Genomic DNA, 13,648 nt, shown 5'->3' on the forward strand with positions numbered 1-13,648 from the left:
CCGCCCCCGCGAAGGCGCCCCAGGCGGTGGCGGGGAGGGTGAGGTACGAGCCGTCACGGTCCTTGCTGTCACGGACCAGCACCACGCCGTGGGACTGGGCGTAGGCCGTGCTGATCTCGACGCATGCGCCGCCACCACCCGAGTAACTGGACTTGAACCAACTGACTTTGGCCGGGTCAACAGGGAGCATGGCGCACAGTTCCTTCCGTTCTTCGCCGATCGGCGAGAGGGGACCTGCCGAGGAAGATGCTTCGGCCGAGCGTCAGACCGCGCCGAAGACGCCGCTGCCGGCCGCCCCCGCGAAGGCGCCCCAGGCGGTGGCGGGGAGGGTGAGGTACGAGCCGTCACGGTCCTTGCTGTCACGGACCAGCACCACGCCGTGGGACTCCGTGTAAGCCGTGCCGATCTCGACGCACGCGCCGGCACCGTCCGAGTAACTGGACTTGAACCAACCGGCGTTGGCCGGGTCAACGGAGACCATATTGCAGAGGTCCTTCCGAGCCTTGCTGACCAGCACGAGGGAGTCAGCCGGGGAAAGTGCTTCGATCTGCAGGCGATGATACTCGCGCATCCACCCCGTCACGATCTCGCTTTCTTGTTCTACATAACCCCGTTGATGCGTCTCGGTGTATCCCACCAATGTGCCGTCGGCCATGGTCAGAAGAATGGTCAGATGAGTGAACGGCCGCCTCGCACCGCCAGCGAACGGCATGATCTGGAGGACCACATTGGGGCGCGTGGACAGCTCGGCCAGCCAAGCCAGTTGGCGCGCGGTCACCCCGGGCGATCCGACCACCGTACGGATGCAGCTCTCGTCGAGCACCATGTGCAACTCCGGCGGGTCCGGCAGGTGCAGGGGAGCCTGCCTTCCGAGTAGCACACCGATCCGCTCTTCGGCCTGCTCGGGTGTGACCGATCCCCGCTGCACGTAGCCGGCTTGCAGCGCACGCGCGAACTCTTCGGTCTGGGCGATCCCCGGCGGAAGTCCCATGTCCCACGCGTGAATGCGACGGGCCACCGACTCAAGGCCGACGTATTCGGGGAACCCTCCTCGAAAAGCGGTGTGGCCCAGCATCCACCACGCGCCCTCCAGCGCCCCCGCCGCTCCCAGTGCCCGGTCCACCGCGCGGACGAACTCAACGGGCGGGCGGCGCTTCCCGTTCTCGATCAGCGAGACGTACGCCCCCGTGTAGCCGACCAGCGCCCCCAGGCCCTCCTGGGTGAGCCGTTCCCGTCGTCGCCGTTCACGGAGTTGCCAGCCGAACGCCGCCAGGGGCGATGACGACGGGTCAAGTTCGTTGATCCGCACTGGCGTTCCCCCAGTTCAACTCAGTCAAGTGTTGATTAGAAACACTTCCGATCGTAGCCACCGCTGCCGATGCTGGTGACGGAACGGCGAATGATCGGAGCACACAGTGAGCGAACACAGCGAACCCCGGGGACCCGAGACGTGGTCGCTCGCCGAGTTGCTGCCGCCGGACGCCGCCCCCGCCCCGCCGGTCGAGCCCTACCGTCCTTCTTCGGTCGGCGAGTTGGTGCTGGACCGGAAGTCCGGGGAGCTCGTCCGCTACATGGGCGAGTGGTGCGGCCTCATGTGGGTGCGGCCGGTCGGCGGCGGGACGGAGGTGCCCGTCCACCCGGACGGTCTCGGTCCCGTTCCGGACGCCCGTGACCACGCCGACCGATCCCGTCGGCAGGCGGGGTCCGTCCCCGGGGCGGCCGTCCCGGCCGGGGATTCGCCGCTCGGGCCGACCGGGCCCTGACAGGGAGGGAGAAGGAATGGCCTTGCCACGACAAGCCGACCCGTCGGACGTGGGCGGACCGCCCGCCGACTCCGACGCGTGGGCCGTACCGGCGGGCACCAGCGCCGAGCGGGCGCGCTGGATCGGCGGCGCGCTGCACCGGCTGACCGGGCGTCAGCCGCTGGTCCGGCACACCGGCGACGGGGGTTTCCGGATCACCACCCGGATCACCGGGCCGGAGGACTCCGCCCTGGTGGCGGCGGTGCTCAGGGTGCTCGGCGCGGGCGACAGGTTCGGGCACAGCAAGAACGAGCGGTGGGAGCACCTGTGGGCCGAGGTCGGCCCGCAGCCCGAACCGGAGCCGCGGGCGGGGGAGGCGGGATGATGCACCCGGTGGAGTACTACCCGGACGGTCACCCCGGGCTGGACTGGCACGCGGTCAGCGACGACCTGGACGGGGTGGTGCTGGCGGAGTCCCCCCGCGGGGTGGCCCTCGCCCGGGCCACCGACCGGCGCAGGGTGCTGTTCTTCAGCCCCGACGAGTGGGCCGATCTGCGCCACGCCATCAAGCAGGGCCGCTGCGACCACCTGCTCGGGGACCGCCTGCTGTGCGCCGACCCGACGCCGCTGCCGCCCGATCCGCCCGATCCGCCGGGCTCCCGGCACCCCGGGCCGGTCAGTTCCGGCCGGTCGGTTCCTCCTCCGTCGCCGGAGTGACGAAGCCCGACTCGTAGGCGGCGATCACCGCCTGGGTGCGGTCCCGGGCGCCGAGCTTGCCGAGCACGCCGCTGACGTGCGTCTTGACGGTCTGCACGCCCAGGTGCAGCCGGGCGCCGATCTCGGCGTTGGACAGGCCGCGGGCCATCAGCCGCAGCACCTCGCCCTCGCGCCCGGTCAGCCCGGCCCGGGCCACCGCGCCGCCGTCCGCGCCCTCCCGTCCGGCCCGGGCGGCGGCGAGCCGCCGGATCGACGCCGGGAACAGCAGCGACTCCCCCGCCGCGACCAGGCGCACCGCCTGCACCACCTCCGCCGGGCGGGAGCGCTTGAGCAGGAAGCCGTCGGCACCCGCGCGCAGCGCCTCGTACACGTAGTCGTCGGCCTCGAAGGTGGTCACCACCAGGATCTTCGGCGGGCGGCCGGCGCCGCGCAGGATCGCCCTGGTCGCGGCCAGGCCGTCCAGGCCGGGCATCCGCACGTCCATCAGCACCACGTCCGGGCGCAGGGTGCGGACCAGGGCGAGCGCCTCGGCGCCGTCGGCGGCCTCGCCGACCACCTCCAGGTCCGGTTGGGCGTCCAGGACGGCGCGCAGGCCGAACCGGATCAGCTCCTCGTCGTCGACCAGCAGCACCTTGATCACCGTCACCGGCCCAACCGTAGCGGCAGCCGCACCCGCAGCAGCCAGCCCGCCCGGCCCGGGTCGGCCCGGTCGGCCTCCGCAGGGTCGACGCCCTCCGGTCCGGCCTCGCACTCGCCGCCGAGCAGCACCGCCCGCTCCCGCACCCCGCGCAGGCCCTTGCCGCCGCCCCGGCGCGAACTGCCTTTCCCGGTCAGGGCATTGCGGCAGGACAGCTCCAGCACCCCGCCCGTCACCGCGCCGCGCACCCGGATCGGCGCGCCCGGGGCGTGCCGCAGCGCGTTGGTGACGCCCTCCTGGACGATCCGGTACGCCTCCCGGGACAGCACCCCGGGCAACTCGGCCGCCCGGACGTCGAGTTCGGCGTCGACGGGGCTGCCGGCCGCCCGGGCGGCGGCGAACAGCTCGGGGACGCGGTCCAGGCCCGGCTGTTCGGCGACCACCGCGTCCGGGGTCTCGCGCAGCAGCACCAGCATCCGCTCCAGGTCGTCCAGCGCCCGCCGCCCGGTGGTCTCGATCGCCTCCAACGCCCGTTCCCGGAAAGCCGGATCGGCCACCTCGCGGGCCGCGCCCGCCTGCACCACCGTCACGGTCAGCGCGTGCCCGATCGAGTCGTGCAGCTCCCGGGCCAGCCGGTTGCGCTCCAGCAGCCGCTCCGCCCGGGCCTCGGCCACCGCCAGCCGCTCCGCCCCCGACGGGCCCAACAGCCTTACTGCGAAAGCAAGTTGCAGCCGTCCGGCGAACACCACCAGCCAGAGCAGGGCGAACCCCGCCGGCAGCGCCAGCAGCGGCTCGCGCGCCGCCGCCCGGGCCACCACCACCGTCACCGCCCCGACCGCCACCCCCAGCCCCACCCGGGCCACCAGCCAGAGCGCCGTCCGCCCCCGGTCCGCCCACCCCGCCGACGGCGCGACCCCGATCTCCTCCTCCCGCGCGGGCCCCAGCAGCAGCCGCGCCTGCACCCCCTCGCCGCGCCGCATCCCCGGCACCAGCGCGGCCAGGCACAGCAGCGGCACGTCCAGCGCCACCCCGCACAGCACCGCCCGCCCGGTCGACACCCCCTCCGTCCCCGGGTACACCAGCAGCACCACTCCGGCGAACACCATCCCGATCATCAGGTGCAGCCAACGGGTGTAGGTCACGGAGCGCAGCAGCGGAGCGAACACCGGCCCATCCTGCCCCGCCGCGCCCGCCCGGCCCCTCGGCGGGGTCGGGCGGGCGCGGGGCGGCGGGTCAGGCCGGGACGGCGACCAGGTGGTCCCCGGGGATGCCGGCCAGGCTCGGGGTGTAGTAGTCGCGGATGCCGTCGGCCCAGGCGGTCACGGTGATCCGGTCCGAGGCGTCCGGGCCGAACGCCTCGAACAGCGAGTGGATGTTCGGCAGTTCGAAGCCCCAGGCGGTCATCAGGTCGACGAAGCGGGACCGCTCGATCAGGCCGTCGCCGTCCGGGTCGCCGAGCCCGGCGAGCGCCTCGGCGAAGTCGTGCGCGGTCGCGCCGAACAGCTCGGGGGAGAGCACGGACGCCTCGAACTCCTCCGGGCTGATCACGCCGTCCCCGTTGGCGTCCAGCCCGCCCTCCAGCACCTTCCACCAGCGGCGCATGCTGGCGGCCAGCGCCTCCCTGGCCTCCGGCCGCGAGTCGGTGGCGACGGCCAGGACCCGCCCGGTGAGCAGCTCGAAGTCCTGGGGGTCGAGGACTCCGTTCCCGTTCGCGTCGAACAGCTTGAAGATCAGCGCAGCACGCCGGATGGCTTCGTCCCGCATGGTTCTCTCCTTCACAGGGGACCGGGCCGGGAAATTCCCCGGCCCGGTCGGCATTCCGGGGATGGCTTCTCCCGGACTCGGAACCGATTCTCGGTCCGGCCCGTCCGGAATCCGGCCGGATCGCCGGTTTTCCATGCGCAGGAGTGAAATCGTGGGATGAGCGGAAAATGGGGCGGCTTCCCCGGCGGAACGGGACGCGGGCGGCGGTCCGGCCCGCTACGGGGCGGCCGGGGCGCGGCCCCAGCAGGTGGCCATGGCGAAGAACAGCTCCCGGGCCGACGGGTCCGCCAGGTGCCGGAGCGCCTCCCGGTAGACGTCCGCGGGCAGCCCGGCCGCCAGCAGCCGGTCCCGGCTCTGCCCCAGCGACAGGGCCAGGAAGCGGGTGAACCCGGGGTGGTGGCCGGCCAGCGGCGCGTGCAGGCGCAGGCCGACGTCCCGCAGGCCGAGCCCCGCCAGCATCCGGGGGTACTGCGCGGCGCAGTGCCGGTCGCTGCCGATCGTCTCGGCGAGCATCCGCCAGTAGGCGGCGACCGTGCGCCGGTACGCCTCGTGCGGCGAGGTCTCGCCGCCGACCGCGAGGGAGTCGGAGACCACCAGCAGTCCGCCGGGCTTGAGCCAGGAGGCCAGGCGGCGCAGCACCTCCCTCCGGTCCCTGAGGTGCATCAGCAGGAACCGGGCGTGCACGAGATCGAACCGGCCCGGGTCGAAGGCCGGATCGCTCAGGTCGGCCCGGACGACCCGCACCCCGGCATCCGCGAGGTGGTCGAGGAGACGGGTGTCGCGGTCGACGGCCGTGACCTGCCGGGCGGACCCGGCGACGGACGCCAGCCAGCCGCTCAGGGTGCCCGCGCCCGCTCCGGCGTCCAGGCAGGTCCACCGGGCGTCGAGCCCCAGCGCGAGCAGGTCCTGCCGACTGGCCGGGTCGAAGGCGGCGGCCAGCCCTTCCAGCCGTTCGCGCTCGTCGCCGCGGGAGGCCGCGAAGAGGTCGTCCCCGTAGCGTTCGGCGTCGCGCGTGGTCGTGATGGCGGGTTCCCTTCGGAGGGGCCGCGGATTCCGGCGCGGCCCCCGGAGATCCTCCCGGGAATTCCGGCGGGACCGGCGGCTGCGAGTCGGTCGTCGGGGGCGTTCCCGTTGCGGTTTTCGGTGGAGCCGTCCGGGCGCGGAAATTGCCGGACCGCCTTTTCCCTACGCCGCACGGACCGCACGAACCGCACTCCACGAAGAGCGCGGACCGGCCCGCCCGGCGGAATCGTATCGGCGGAAATCCGCGCGGAGCGGAAACGTTTCCCCCTTTCACCCGAACGAGGCCCTTTCGCGCACGCGTCCGAAACGCCCCGGGCACCGCGGTCCCCGGCGGTGTCCTCCCTCCCGGGAGGGAGAAGGGCCACTCGCGGGCGGGATCCGGTGGCCCCGGGCCGGGCGGTTGACTCGGATCAGCAGCCGGACGAAGGGAGTTGCCGTGATCGAGATCCGCGACCTGACCAAGGCGTACGACGGGCGGCGGGTGGTCGACGGCCTCGCGTTCCGGGTCGAGCCGGGGCGGGTGACCGGGTTCCTAGGGCCGAACGGGGCGGGCAAGTCGACCACGCTGCGGATGGTGCTGGGGCTGGACCGGCCGACCGCCGGGGCGGCGCTGGTGGACGGGCTGCCGTACGCCGCGCTGGAGCGCCCGCTCTGCCGGGTGGGGGCGCTGCTGGACGCGCAGGCCCTGCACCCGGGCCGCACCGCCGCCGGGCACCTGCGGTGGATCGCCGCCTCGCACGCCCTGCCGTCCCGGCGGGTCGGCGAGGTGCTGGCCCTGGTGGGCCTGGCCGAGGTCGCCGACCGCCGGATCAGGACCTTCTCGCTGGGCATGCGCCAGCGCCTGGGCGTCGCGGCGGCCCTGCTCGGCGACCCGGCGGCGCTGCTGCTGGACGAGCCGGTGAACGGCCTGGACGCGGAGGGCATCCGGTGGATCCGGGAGCTGCTGCGCCGACTCGCGGGCGAGGGCCGGGCGGTGCTGGTCTCCTCGCACCTGATGGCCGAGATGGCGGTGACCGCCGACCACCTGGTGGTGATCGGCCGGGGCCGGCTGCTCGCGGACACCTCCACCACCGGGTTCCTGGAGCGCCACGGCCGCCGCCGGGTCCGGGTCCGGGCCGTCGAACCGACCGCCCTGGCCGCGCTGCTGTCCACCGCCCACCCGGACGCGGTGCCGGTGCCCGGCGACGGCGGGGCGTTCGACGTCCCCGACGCCGACCCCGGGCGGCTGGGCGCGCTGGCCGCCGAGCACCGGGTGGCCCTGATCGAACTGACCGTCACCCACGACTCCCTGGAGGAGGCTTTCATGCGGATGACCGCGGACGCCGTCGAGTACCGGGCGGTGACGGCATGAGCGCCCGCACGTACCCGCTGCGCGCCGAATGGGCGAAGTTCGCCACCCTGCGCTCGCTGTGGGCGGCCCCGCTCCTCGCGGTGGCGCTCGGCGCCGGGATCACCGCGGCCGTCCAGGCCGCGTACGGGCACTCCGACGGTTCGCTGCGGGACGACCCGATGGAGGGCCTGTACTACGGGCTGAACTTCGGCCAGGTCGCGGTCGCCTGCCTGGGCGTCCTGCTGATCGGCCAGGAGTACGCCTCTGGGACGCTCTCCACCTCGCTCGCCGCCGTCCCGGACCGGCTGCGGTTCTACCGCGCCAAGCTGCTGCTCGGCACCGGCCTGGGCCTGGCCGTCGGCCTGGCCACCGTCGGCGGCCAACTGGCCGCCACCGCCGCCACCGTGGGCCTGGACCTCTCCGCCCCCGGCACCGCCCGGGCCCTCGCCGCGGGAGTGCTCTACCACCCGCTGCTGCTCGTCCTGTGCCTGGCCCTCACCACCGTGCTGCGCAACCAGACCGCGGCCCTCGGCCTGCTCACCCCCGCGGTCTTCCTCGGCACCACCGCCCTGGCCGCCGTCCCCGGCATCCGCGAAGCCGCTCAGTTCCTCCCCGACCGGGCCGGCCAGTACGCCCTCCGCCTCGCCGACACCCCCGGCGTCCACTACGGCCACACCACCGGCCTGCTCCTGATGACCGCCTGGACCGCAGCAGCGGCCCTGGGCGGGCTGCGCACCCTGCGGCACAAGGACGCGTGAGGGGGCGGGCGCGCTGGCGGGCTGGCGGGCTGGCGGGCTGGCGGGCTGCCTCGTCGTGCGGACGGCAGCGGTCACCCGTCCGTTCACGCGGCGAGGCGGCACACCAGGCGGTACGCACCGACCGGCCCCACGCCGTCTTCGCGGTCGCGGTCGTGGCCAAGCCACCAGCGACACAGCAGCGCTCCCGGAAGGGGCACGGCGAACAACCCAGCCGGTCCGGGCGAAGACGGACCGCCAGGGCACCGGACCGAGTGCGGACATCCGACCGGAACCGAGCGCGCCGCCGCCGAGGTAAGGCGACGAGCAGGCCCGGCGGGCGGGCAGGCGGGCGGGCAGGCGGGCTGGTGTGCCGCCTCGTCGCGTGGACGGCAGCGGTCACCCGTCCGTTCACGCAGCCAGGCGGCACACCAGGCGGTACGCACCGACCCGGGCCCGGACCACCGGCCCCACGCCGTCGCCGCCGCCGTCGCGGTCGTGATCGTGATCGTGGTCGCGGGCGAGCCACCAGCGCCACAGCAGTGCTCCCGGGAGGGTGACGGCGAGCAGCCAGCCGGTCTGGGCGAGGGCGAACTGCCAGGGCACCGGGCCGAGTGCGGACATCCGGCCGGGGCCGAGCGCGCCGCCGCCGAGGTGGGCGGCGAGCAGGCCGGGCGGGGTGGCGGCGAGGGCGGTCGCGGTGGCGGTGGTCGCGGTCTGGGTGAGGGTCCAGCGGGTGGCGGCGCGGCCGAGCAGCAGGGCGGCGGTGGTCGCGGCGGCGAGGGGGACGAGGCCGACGAGCAGGTGCCAGTCGGGGCCGCGGTCGGTGGGGAGCAGGGTGAGCAGCGGGAAGTCGGGGGCGGGGCCGAGCCGGGTGCCGAACGGTCCGGCGTGGCTGCCGGCGCCGACCGCGAAGCCGACCCCGAGGGCGTAACTCGCGGACCAGATGAGCCCGTTGGGGACCAGTAGCAGGCAGGCCAGCAGCAGGCCGAGCCAGTCGGCCGCCCCGCCGCCGAGCCGCTGCGCGTCCGGTCCGGCGGAGCCGAGCAGGACGGCGACGGCGAACAGGACCCCGCCCCCGGCGGTGAGCGCGAGCAGCCAGCCGGCCAGCGCCCGTCCGACGGCCGCCCCGGCGCCGTCCGGCCAGAACGCGGGCGGCAGCGGGAGCCGGGGCAGCGCGGCAGGTCGGCCCAGTCCGGACCACAGGCCGTGGCCGAGCGCGGCGGCGGCGAGCAGGGCGACGGCGGCGAGGTCGGCGACCGCCCGGGAGCGCAGCAGGGCCTGCGGGTCGGCGCACTGGGCGACGGCGAAGGCCGCGACCAGCAGGTACCCGGCGTACACCGCGAGCGGGGAGCGCCAGCGGGCCCATCCGCGCCCCCGGGCGCGCCGGGCCTGGCGGCGTCCGGCCCGGGAGAGCAGCACTGCGGTGACGGCGGTGAGCAGCAGCGGCGCGACGGTCACCGGGACGGCCCGGGGGCCGCGGCCGAGGGGCGCGCCGTGGCCGAGCAGCCAGAGACCGCACGCGGCCCGGCCCGCGTCCTGCGCCGTGTCGTCGCCGTACGGGGCCAGCACCCACAGCCCGAACACCGGGACGGCGACCACGGAGAGGGTGAGCAGCGCGGTGCGGACGCCGGTGAGCAGGTCGGTGAGGGTGGAGCGGCTGTTCAAGTCGCTCGGCAGGCCCAGGATCGGACGGCCCATCAGCTGCGTCATGGCCCTCATGCTGCCAAGACCACCCGTTGAGGGGTGTCAACGGGCGAACCTTCGCCGTGTCCCGGATTATCAGTACATGTGCCTTTTTCCGGCACGGCCCTGCCCCGGATGCCACGGAGGAGACCGGTGACCTCGCCCTCGACCGCCGAGCCCGAGCCGACCACCGGAACCTCGCCCCGGGCCCGCGAGGACGTCGAACTCCTGCTGCGCCGCCTCGCCCCGCGCGAGGCCCAGGCCCTGGCCCGGCTGACCGCCGGCGACGACCTGCGCGCGATGGCCCGGCAGCTGGGCGTCGCCCCCGCCACCGCCCGCCACCACCTCAACCGGGCGATCCGCAAGCTCGGCGTCCGCGACCGCGAGGAGGCGCTCGCCCTGCTCGCCACCCTGACCCCGCAGGCACCGGAGACGCCGCAGGCACCGCAGGCACCGGCTCCGGACCCGGACCCGGACCCGACCGATCCCGCGCCTGCGCCCGACCCCGCCCCCGACCCCGCCCCCGCCGAGTTCGTCGGCCCCCCGCAGCCGGAGGCACCCGCGAGTGCCCCCGCCCCCACCGCCGAAGACGCCCGCCCGGCCTCCTTCGAGGAGTTCGCCGCCCTGGTCCACACCCGGCTGGTCCAGCAGACCTTCCTGCTGACCGGCCACCGCCACCGCGCCGTGCACTGCGCGCACCTGGCGCTGGGCGCGGCCGCCCGCCGGTGGGCGGAGGTGGCGGCGGGGCCGGACCCGGAGGGGTGGGTGCGCGGGGCGGCGTTCGACCTGGCGCTGTCGCCGTGGCACCGGGGCGGCCCGCGGCGGGCGCACCTGCTGCGGTGGCCGCGGCGGCGGATCGCGGTCGACGGGGCGGACGGCGGGGCGGAGCCGCCCGAGCCGCCGCAGAAGCTGACCCACCGTGACCGGGCGCTGGTGAAGGCGCTGCTGCGGCTGTCGCGTCCGCGGCGGCGGGCGCTGGTGCTGCACGACACGCTGGGCCTGCCGGTGGAGCGGGTCGCGCTGGAGGTGGAGTCGAGCACGGCGGCGGCCGAGGGCCGGGTCCGTTCGGCGCGGGCCGCGCTGGCCCGGGAGGTGCCGGCGCTGGTCGGCGCGGACCCGGAGGACCCGGAGTTCGCGGAGCGGCTGGCCGAGCTGCTGCACCGGGCGGCGGTGCACGGCTGCCCGGGTCCGCGGCTGCCGTCCACCGCGCTGCTGGTGGCGGACAGCCGGCTGCGCACCGGCCTGGTGACGGGCGCGGCGGCGGCGCTGACGGTCGCGGTGGGCGCGGTGATGGCGGCGACCCTGCTGGGGGTGGGCCCGTCGGAGCTGGCGCGCCCGGAGCCGCCGCGGGAGACGGCCTGCACGTCGGCCGGTTCGGGCAGCGCCGGTCCGGCGGCCCCGGACCGCGCGCCGGGCCTGCGGACGCCGTGGTGCGGGCCGACGCCGGGGGTGCCGGCCCGCCTGGTGGGCCCGGCGGGTGCGCTGCCGCCGCCGCTGGCCCCGGCCGGCGCGGACCTGCCGGCCCCGGACGCGCTGCCGCCCGGCCCGTTCGCGGCCCACCGCCCGCCGTTCGCCCCGCCCGCGCCGGAGCACCACCCGCTGCCGCCGCCGCTGGCGGACCCGTGCGGCGGCCCGGCGGGGCACTGCGTCCCGCGCCCGGCCTGATCCGCCGTCCCGCCCCGCCCCGCCCCGCGAACGCCGCAGGCGCCGCCCACCGTCGGAACGGTGCGCGGCGCCTGCGGCGTACTGGCGGTACGGCCTGCTGCCTGCTGCTACTGCGCGGCGGCGATCAGCTCGCGGGCCAGGCGGGCGGTCTCGGACGGCGTCTTGCCGACCTTGACGCCGGCGGCCTCCAGGGCCTCCTTCTTCGCCTGGGCGGTGCCGGAGGAGCCGGAGACGATGGCGCCGGCGTGGCCCATGGTCTTGCCCTCGGGCGCGGTGAAGCCCGCGACGTAGCCGACGACCGGCTTGGTGACGTGCTCGGCGATGTAGGCCGCGGCCCGCTCCTCGGCGTCGCCGCCGATCTCGCCGATCATGACGATGAGCTCGGTCTCCGGGTCCTCCTGGAACGCCTTGAGGGCGTCGATGTGGGTGGTGCCGATGACCGGGTCGCCACCGATGCCCACCGCGGAGGAGAAGCCGATGTCACGGAGCTCGTACATCAGCTGGTAGGTCAGGGTGCCGGACTTCGACACCAGACCGATCTTGCCCGGGCCGGTGATGTCGGCCGGGATGATGCCCGCGTTGGACTGTCCGGGGCTGATCAGGCCGGGGCAGTTCGGGCCGATGATGCGGGTCTTGTTGCCCTTGGCGCCGGCGTGGGCCCAGAACGAGGCGGTGTCGTGCACCGGCACGCCCTCGGTGATGACCACGGCGAGCGGGATCTCGGCGTCGATCGCCTCGACCACGGCGGACTTGGTGAACGCCGGCGGGACGAAGATGACGGTGACGTCGGCACCGGTCTTCTCGATCGCCTCGGCCACGGTGCCGAACACGGGCACCTCGGTGCCGTCCACGTCCACGGTGGTGCCGGCCTTGCGCGGGTTCACGCCGCCGACGATCTGGGTGCCGGAGGCGAGCATGCGGCGGGTGTGCTTCATGCCCTCGGAGCCGGTCATACCCTGGACGATGACCTTGCTGTCCTTGGTAAGGAAGATAGCCATGGTGTGAAGTCCCCTTCCTTACTTGTTGGCCAGCTCGGCGGCGCGGTCAGCGGCGCCGTCCATGGTGTCCACCTGCTGCACCAGCGGGTGGTTGGCGTCGGTCAGGATCTGGCGGCCGAGCTCCGCGTTGTTGCCGTCCAGGCGGACGACGAGCGGCTTGGTGACGGCCTCGCCCTTGCTCTCCAGGAGCGCGAGGGCCTGCACGATGCCGTTGGCGACCGCGTCGCAGGCGGTGATGCCGCCGAAGACGTTGACGAAGACCGACTTGACGTCGGTGTCGCCCAGGATGATCTCCAGGCCGTTCGCCATCACCTCGGCGGAGGCGCCGCCGCCGATGTCGAGGAAGTTGGCCGGCTTCACGCCGCCGTGGTTCTCACCGGCGTACGCGACGACGTCCAGGGTGCTCATGACGAGGCCCGCGCCGTTGCCGATGATGCCGACCTGGCCGTCGAGCTTGACGTAGTTCAGGCCCTTGGCCTTCGCCGCCGCCTCGAGCGGGTTGGCGGCGGCCTTGTCCTCGAGCGCCTCGTGCTCGGGCTGGCGGAACTCGGCGTTCTCGTCCAGGGAGACCTTGCCGTCCAGCGCGATGATCTTGCCCTCGCCGGACTTGATCAGCGGGTTGACCTCGACCAGGAGGGCGTCCTCCTTGATGAAGACGACCCAGAGCTTCTGCAGGACGTCGGCGACCTGGTCGGCGATCTCGGCCGGGAACTTCGCCGCGGCGACGATCTCGGCGGCCTTCTCCGCGGTCACACCCTCGTTGGCGTCGACCGGGATCTTGGCCAGCGCGTCGGGGTTCTCCTCGGCGACGACCTCGATCTCCACGCCGCCCTCGACGCTGGCCATGGCCAGGAAGGTGCGGTTGGTGCGGTCGAGCAGGAAGGAGACGTAGTACTCCTCCTTGATGTCCGCGGTCTGGGCCAGCATCACCTTGTGGACGGTGTGGCCCTTGATGTCCATGCCGAGGATCGCCTCGGCCTTGGCAACGGCGTCCTGCGGGTCGGACGCGAGCTTCACGCCACCGGCCTTGCCTCGGCCGCCCACCTTCACCTGAGCCTTGACGACGGCTCGGCCGCCGAAGCGCTCCGCGATGGCGGCAGCGTCTGCGGCGGTCTCGATGACATCGCCGTCAAGCACGGGTACACCGTGCTTGGCGAAGAGGTCCCTCGCCTGGTACTCGAACAGGTCCACGTGTTTGTCCTTGTTCGTGGTCGCGGAATGTGTCTCTACGAGCGTGCCACGGCAGGATCTTCGCTGCGGGTCGTCGACACTGAGCGGGTACGCAGATGTACGGCCTTGCGGCCCACGCAGTTGCCGGGCGCATCGTCAATCAACACGCGCGTCACGTCCGC

General features: G+C 74.6%; 15 protein-coding genes. 6 read left to right on the forward strand and 9 right to left on the reverse strand.

All coding sequences use genetic code 11. The features are described from left to right. Both ACIP60_RS22610 and ACIP60_RS22615 read right to left on the reverse strand, forming a co-directional pair. On the reverse strand, positions 1 to 190 hold a 190-nt coding region (locus ACIP60_RS22610; RefSeq protein ID WP_400687163.1), incomplete at its 3' end, for a DUF397 domain-containing protein. A gap of 72 nt (positions 191 to 262) precedes the next feature. Further along, the gene (locus ACIP60_RS22615; RefSeq protein WP_400687165.1) at positions 263 to 1,309 is read right to left on the reverse strand and encodes a Scr1 family TA system antitoxin-like transcriptional regulator; all 1,047 of its coding nucleotides are present in this window, start codon (positions 1,307 to 1,309) and stop codon (positions 263 to 265) included. A 106-nt stretch (positions 1,310 to 1,415) separates the two neighbouring features. Between ACIP60_RS22615 and ACIP60_RS22620 the strand changes: the two genes are divergently transcribed. Genes ACIP60_RS22620 through ACIP60_RS22630 form a run of 3 tightly spaced genes read left to right on the forward strand, consistent with a single transcriptional unit; the run spans position 1,416 to position 2,459 of the window. Then, positions 1,416 to 1,763: a hypothetical protein gene (locus tag ACIP60_RS22620; protein ID WP_400687167.1), complete on the forward strand. Its 348-nt coding sequence runs from the start codon at positions 1,416 to 1,418 to the stop codon at positions 1,761 to 1,763. A 22-nt stretch (positions 1,764 to 1,785) separates the two neighbouring features. Further along, positions 1,786 to 2,127, forward strand: a complete 342-nt coding sequence (locus ACIP60_RS22625) for a hypothetical protein (protein WP_400687169.1) — start codon at positions 1,786 to 1,788, stop codon at positions 2,125 to 2,127. After that, entirely contained in the window at positions 2,124 to 2,459 is a 336-nt protein-coding gene (locus ACIP60_RS22630; RefSeq protein WP_400687171.1) for a hypothetical protein, read from the forward strand. Before ACIP60_RS22625 ends, ACIP60_RS22630 begins: the two co-directional genes overlap by 4 nt. Here the strand turns inward: ACIP60_RS22630 and ACIP60_RS22635 are convergent. From ACIP60_RS22635 to ACIP60_RS22650, 4 genes are all read right to left on the reverse strand, one after another. Next, complete coding sequence (locus ACIP60_RS22635) at positions 2,419 to 3,105, reverse strand: response regulator (protein ID WP_400687173.1); 687 nt, start codon at positions 3,103 to 3,105, stop codon at positions 2,419 to 2,421. The two genes, ACIP60_RS22630 and ACIP60_RS22635, sit on opposite strands and share 41 nt — an antisense overlap. Further along, the gene (locus ACIP60_RS22640) at positions 3,102 to 4,262 is read right to left on the reverse strand and encodes a sensor histidine kinase (RefSeq protein WP_400687175.1); all 1,161 of its coding nucleotides are present in this window, start codon (positions 4,260 to 4,262) and stop codon (positions 3,102 to 3,104) included. The genes ACIP60_RS22635 and ACIP60_RS22640 overlap by 4 nt, the downstream gene beginning before the upstream one ends. Positions 4,263 to 4,329: 67 nt before the next feature. After that, positions 4,330 to 4,860: an EF-hand domain-containing protein gene (locus tag ACIP60_RS22645; RefSeq protein ID WP_400687177.1), complete on the reverse strand. Its 531-nt coding sequence runs from the start codon at positions 4,858 to 4,860 to the stop codon at positions 4,330 to 4,332. A gap of 216 nt (positions 4,861 to 5,076) precedes the next feature. Continuing rightward, complete coding sequence (locus tag ACIP60_RS22650; protein WP_400687577.1) at positions 5,077 to 6,027, reverse strand: methyltransferase domain-containing protein; 951 nt, start codon at positions 6,025 to 6,027, stop codon at positions 5,077 to 5,079. A 292-nt stretch (positions 6,028 to 6,319) separates the two neighbouring features. Here ACIP60_RS22650 and ACIP60_RS22655 point away from each other — a divergent pair, with 292 nt between their 5' ends. Together ACIP60_RS22655 and ACIP60_RS22660 are read left to right on the forward strand one after the other, a co-directional pair. Next, positions 6,320 to 7,234, forward strand: coding sequence for an ATP-binding cassette domain-containing protein (locus ACIP60_RS22655; protein WP_400687179.1), 915 nt, complete (start codon positions 6,320 to 6,322; stop codon positions 7,232 to 7,234). Continuing rightward, positions 7,231 to 7,971 (forward strand): hypothetical protein, encoded by a 741-nt coding sequence (locus ACIP60_RS22660; RefSeq protein ID WP_400687181.1) that lies wholly within the window; start codon positions 7,231 to 7,233, stop codon positions 7,969 to 7,971. Before ACIP60_RS22655 ends, ACIP60_RS22660 begins: the two co-directional genes overlap by 4 nt. A gap of 387 nt (positions 7,972 to 8,358) precedes the next feature. Here the strand turns inward: ACIP60_RS22660 and ACIP60_RS22665 are convergent, their stop codons facing one another. Continuing rightward, the gene (locus ACIP60_RS22665; protein WP_400687183.1) at positions 8,359 to 9,660 is read right to left on the reverse strand and encodes a DUF6350 family protein; all 1,302 of its coding nucleotides are present in this window, start codon (positions 9,658 to 9,660) and stop codon (positions 8,359 to 8,361) included. A gap of 126 nt (positions 9,661 to 9,786) precedes the next feature. Between ACIP60_RS22665 and ACIP60_RS22670 the strand changes: the two genes are divergently transcribed. Further along, a complete protein-coding gene (locus ACIP60_RS22670; RefSeq protein WP_400687185.1) occupies positions 9,787 to 11,298 on the forward strand; it encodes a LuxR C-terminal-related transcriptional regulator in 1,512 nt (503 codons plus the stop codon). Positions 11,299 to 11,405: 107 nt separating this feature from the next. Here the strand turns inward: ACIP60_RS22670 and sucD are convergent, their stop codons facing one another. Continuing rightward, a complete protein-coding gene (sucD, locus tag ACIP60_RS22675) occupies positions 11,406 to 12,296 on the reverse strand; it encodes a succinate--CoA ligase subunit alpha (protein WP_100837890.1) in 891 nt (296 codons plus the stop codon). An 18-nt stretch (positions 12,297 to 12,314) separates the two neighbouring features. Then, positions 12,315 to 13,487: an ADP-forming succinate--CoA ligase subunit beta gene (sucC, locus tag ACIP60_RS22680; RefSeq protein ID WP_400687188.1), complete on the reverse strand. Its 1,173-nt coding sequence runs from the start codon at positions 13,485 to 13,487 to the stop codon at positions 12,315 to 12,317. Between the last annotated feature and the right edge of the window lie 161 nt (positions 13,488 to 13,648).

The organism is Kitasatospora sp. NPDC088783 (assembly GCF_044750705.1).
Lineage (GTDB): Bacteria > Actinomycetota > Actinomycetes > Streptomycetales > Streptomycetaceae > Kitasatospora > Kitasatospora fiedleri.

Excerpts from the sequence above, each read along its gene's own strand:
- ACIP60_RS22630 (WP_400687171.1), top strand. The coding sequence starts at position 2,124 with ATGATGCACCCGGTGGAGTACTACCCGGACGGTCACCCCGGGCTGGAC.
- ACIP60_RS22645 (WP_400687177.1), bottom strand. The coding sequence starts at position 4,860 with ATGCGGGACGAAGCCATCCGGCGTGCTGCGCTGATCTTCAAGCTGTTC.
- ACIP60_RS22660 (WP_400687181.1), top strand. The coding sequence starts at position 7,231 with ATGAGCGCCCGCACGTACCCGCTGCGCGCCGAATGGGCGAAGTTCGCC.
- ACIP60_RS22665 (WP_400687183.1), bottom strand. The coding sequence starts at position 9,660 with ATGACGCAGCTGATGGGCCGTCCGATCCTGGGCCTGCCGAGCGACTTG.
- sucD (WP_100837890.1), bottom strand. The coding sequence starts at position 12,296 with ATGGCTATCTTCCTTACCAAGGACAGCAAGGTCATCGTCCAGGGTATG.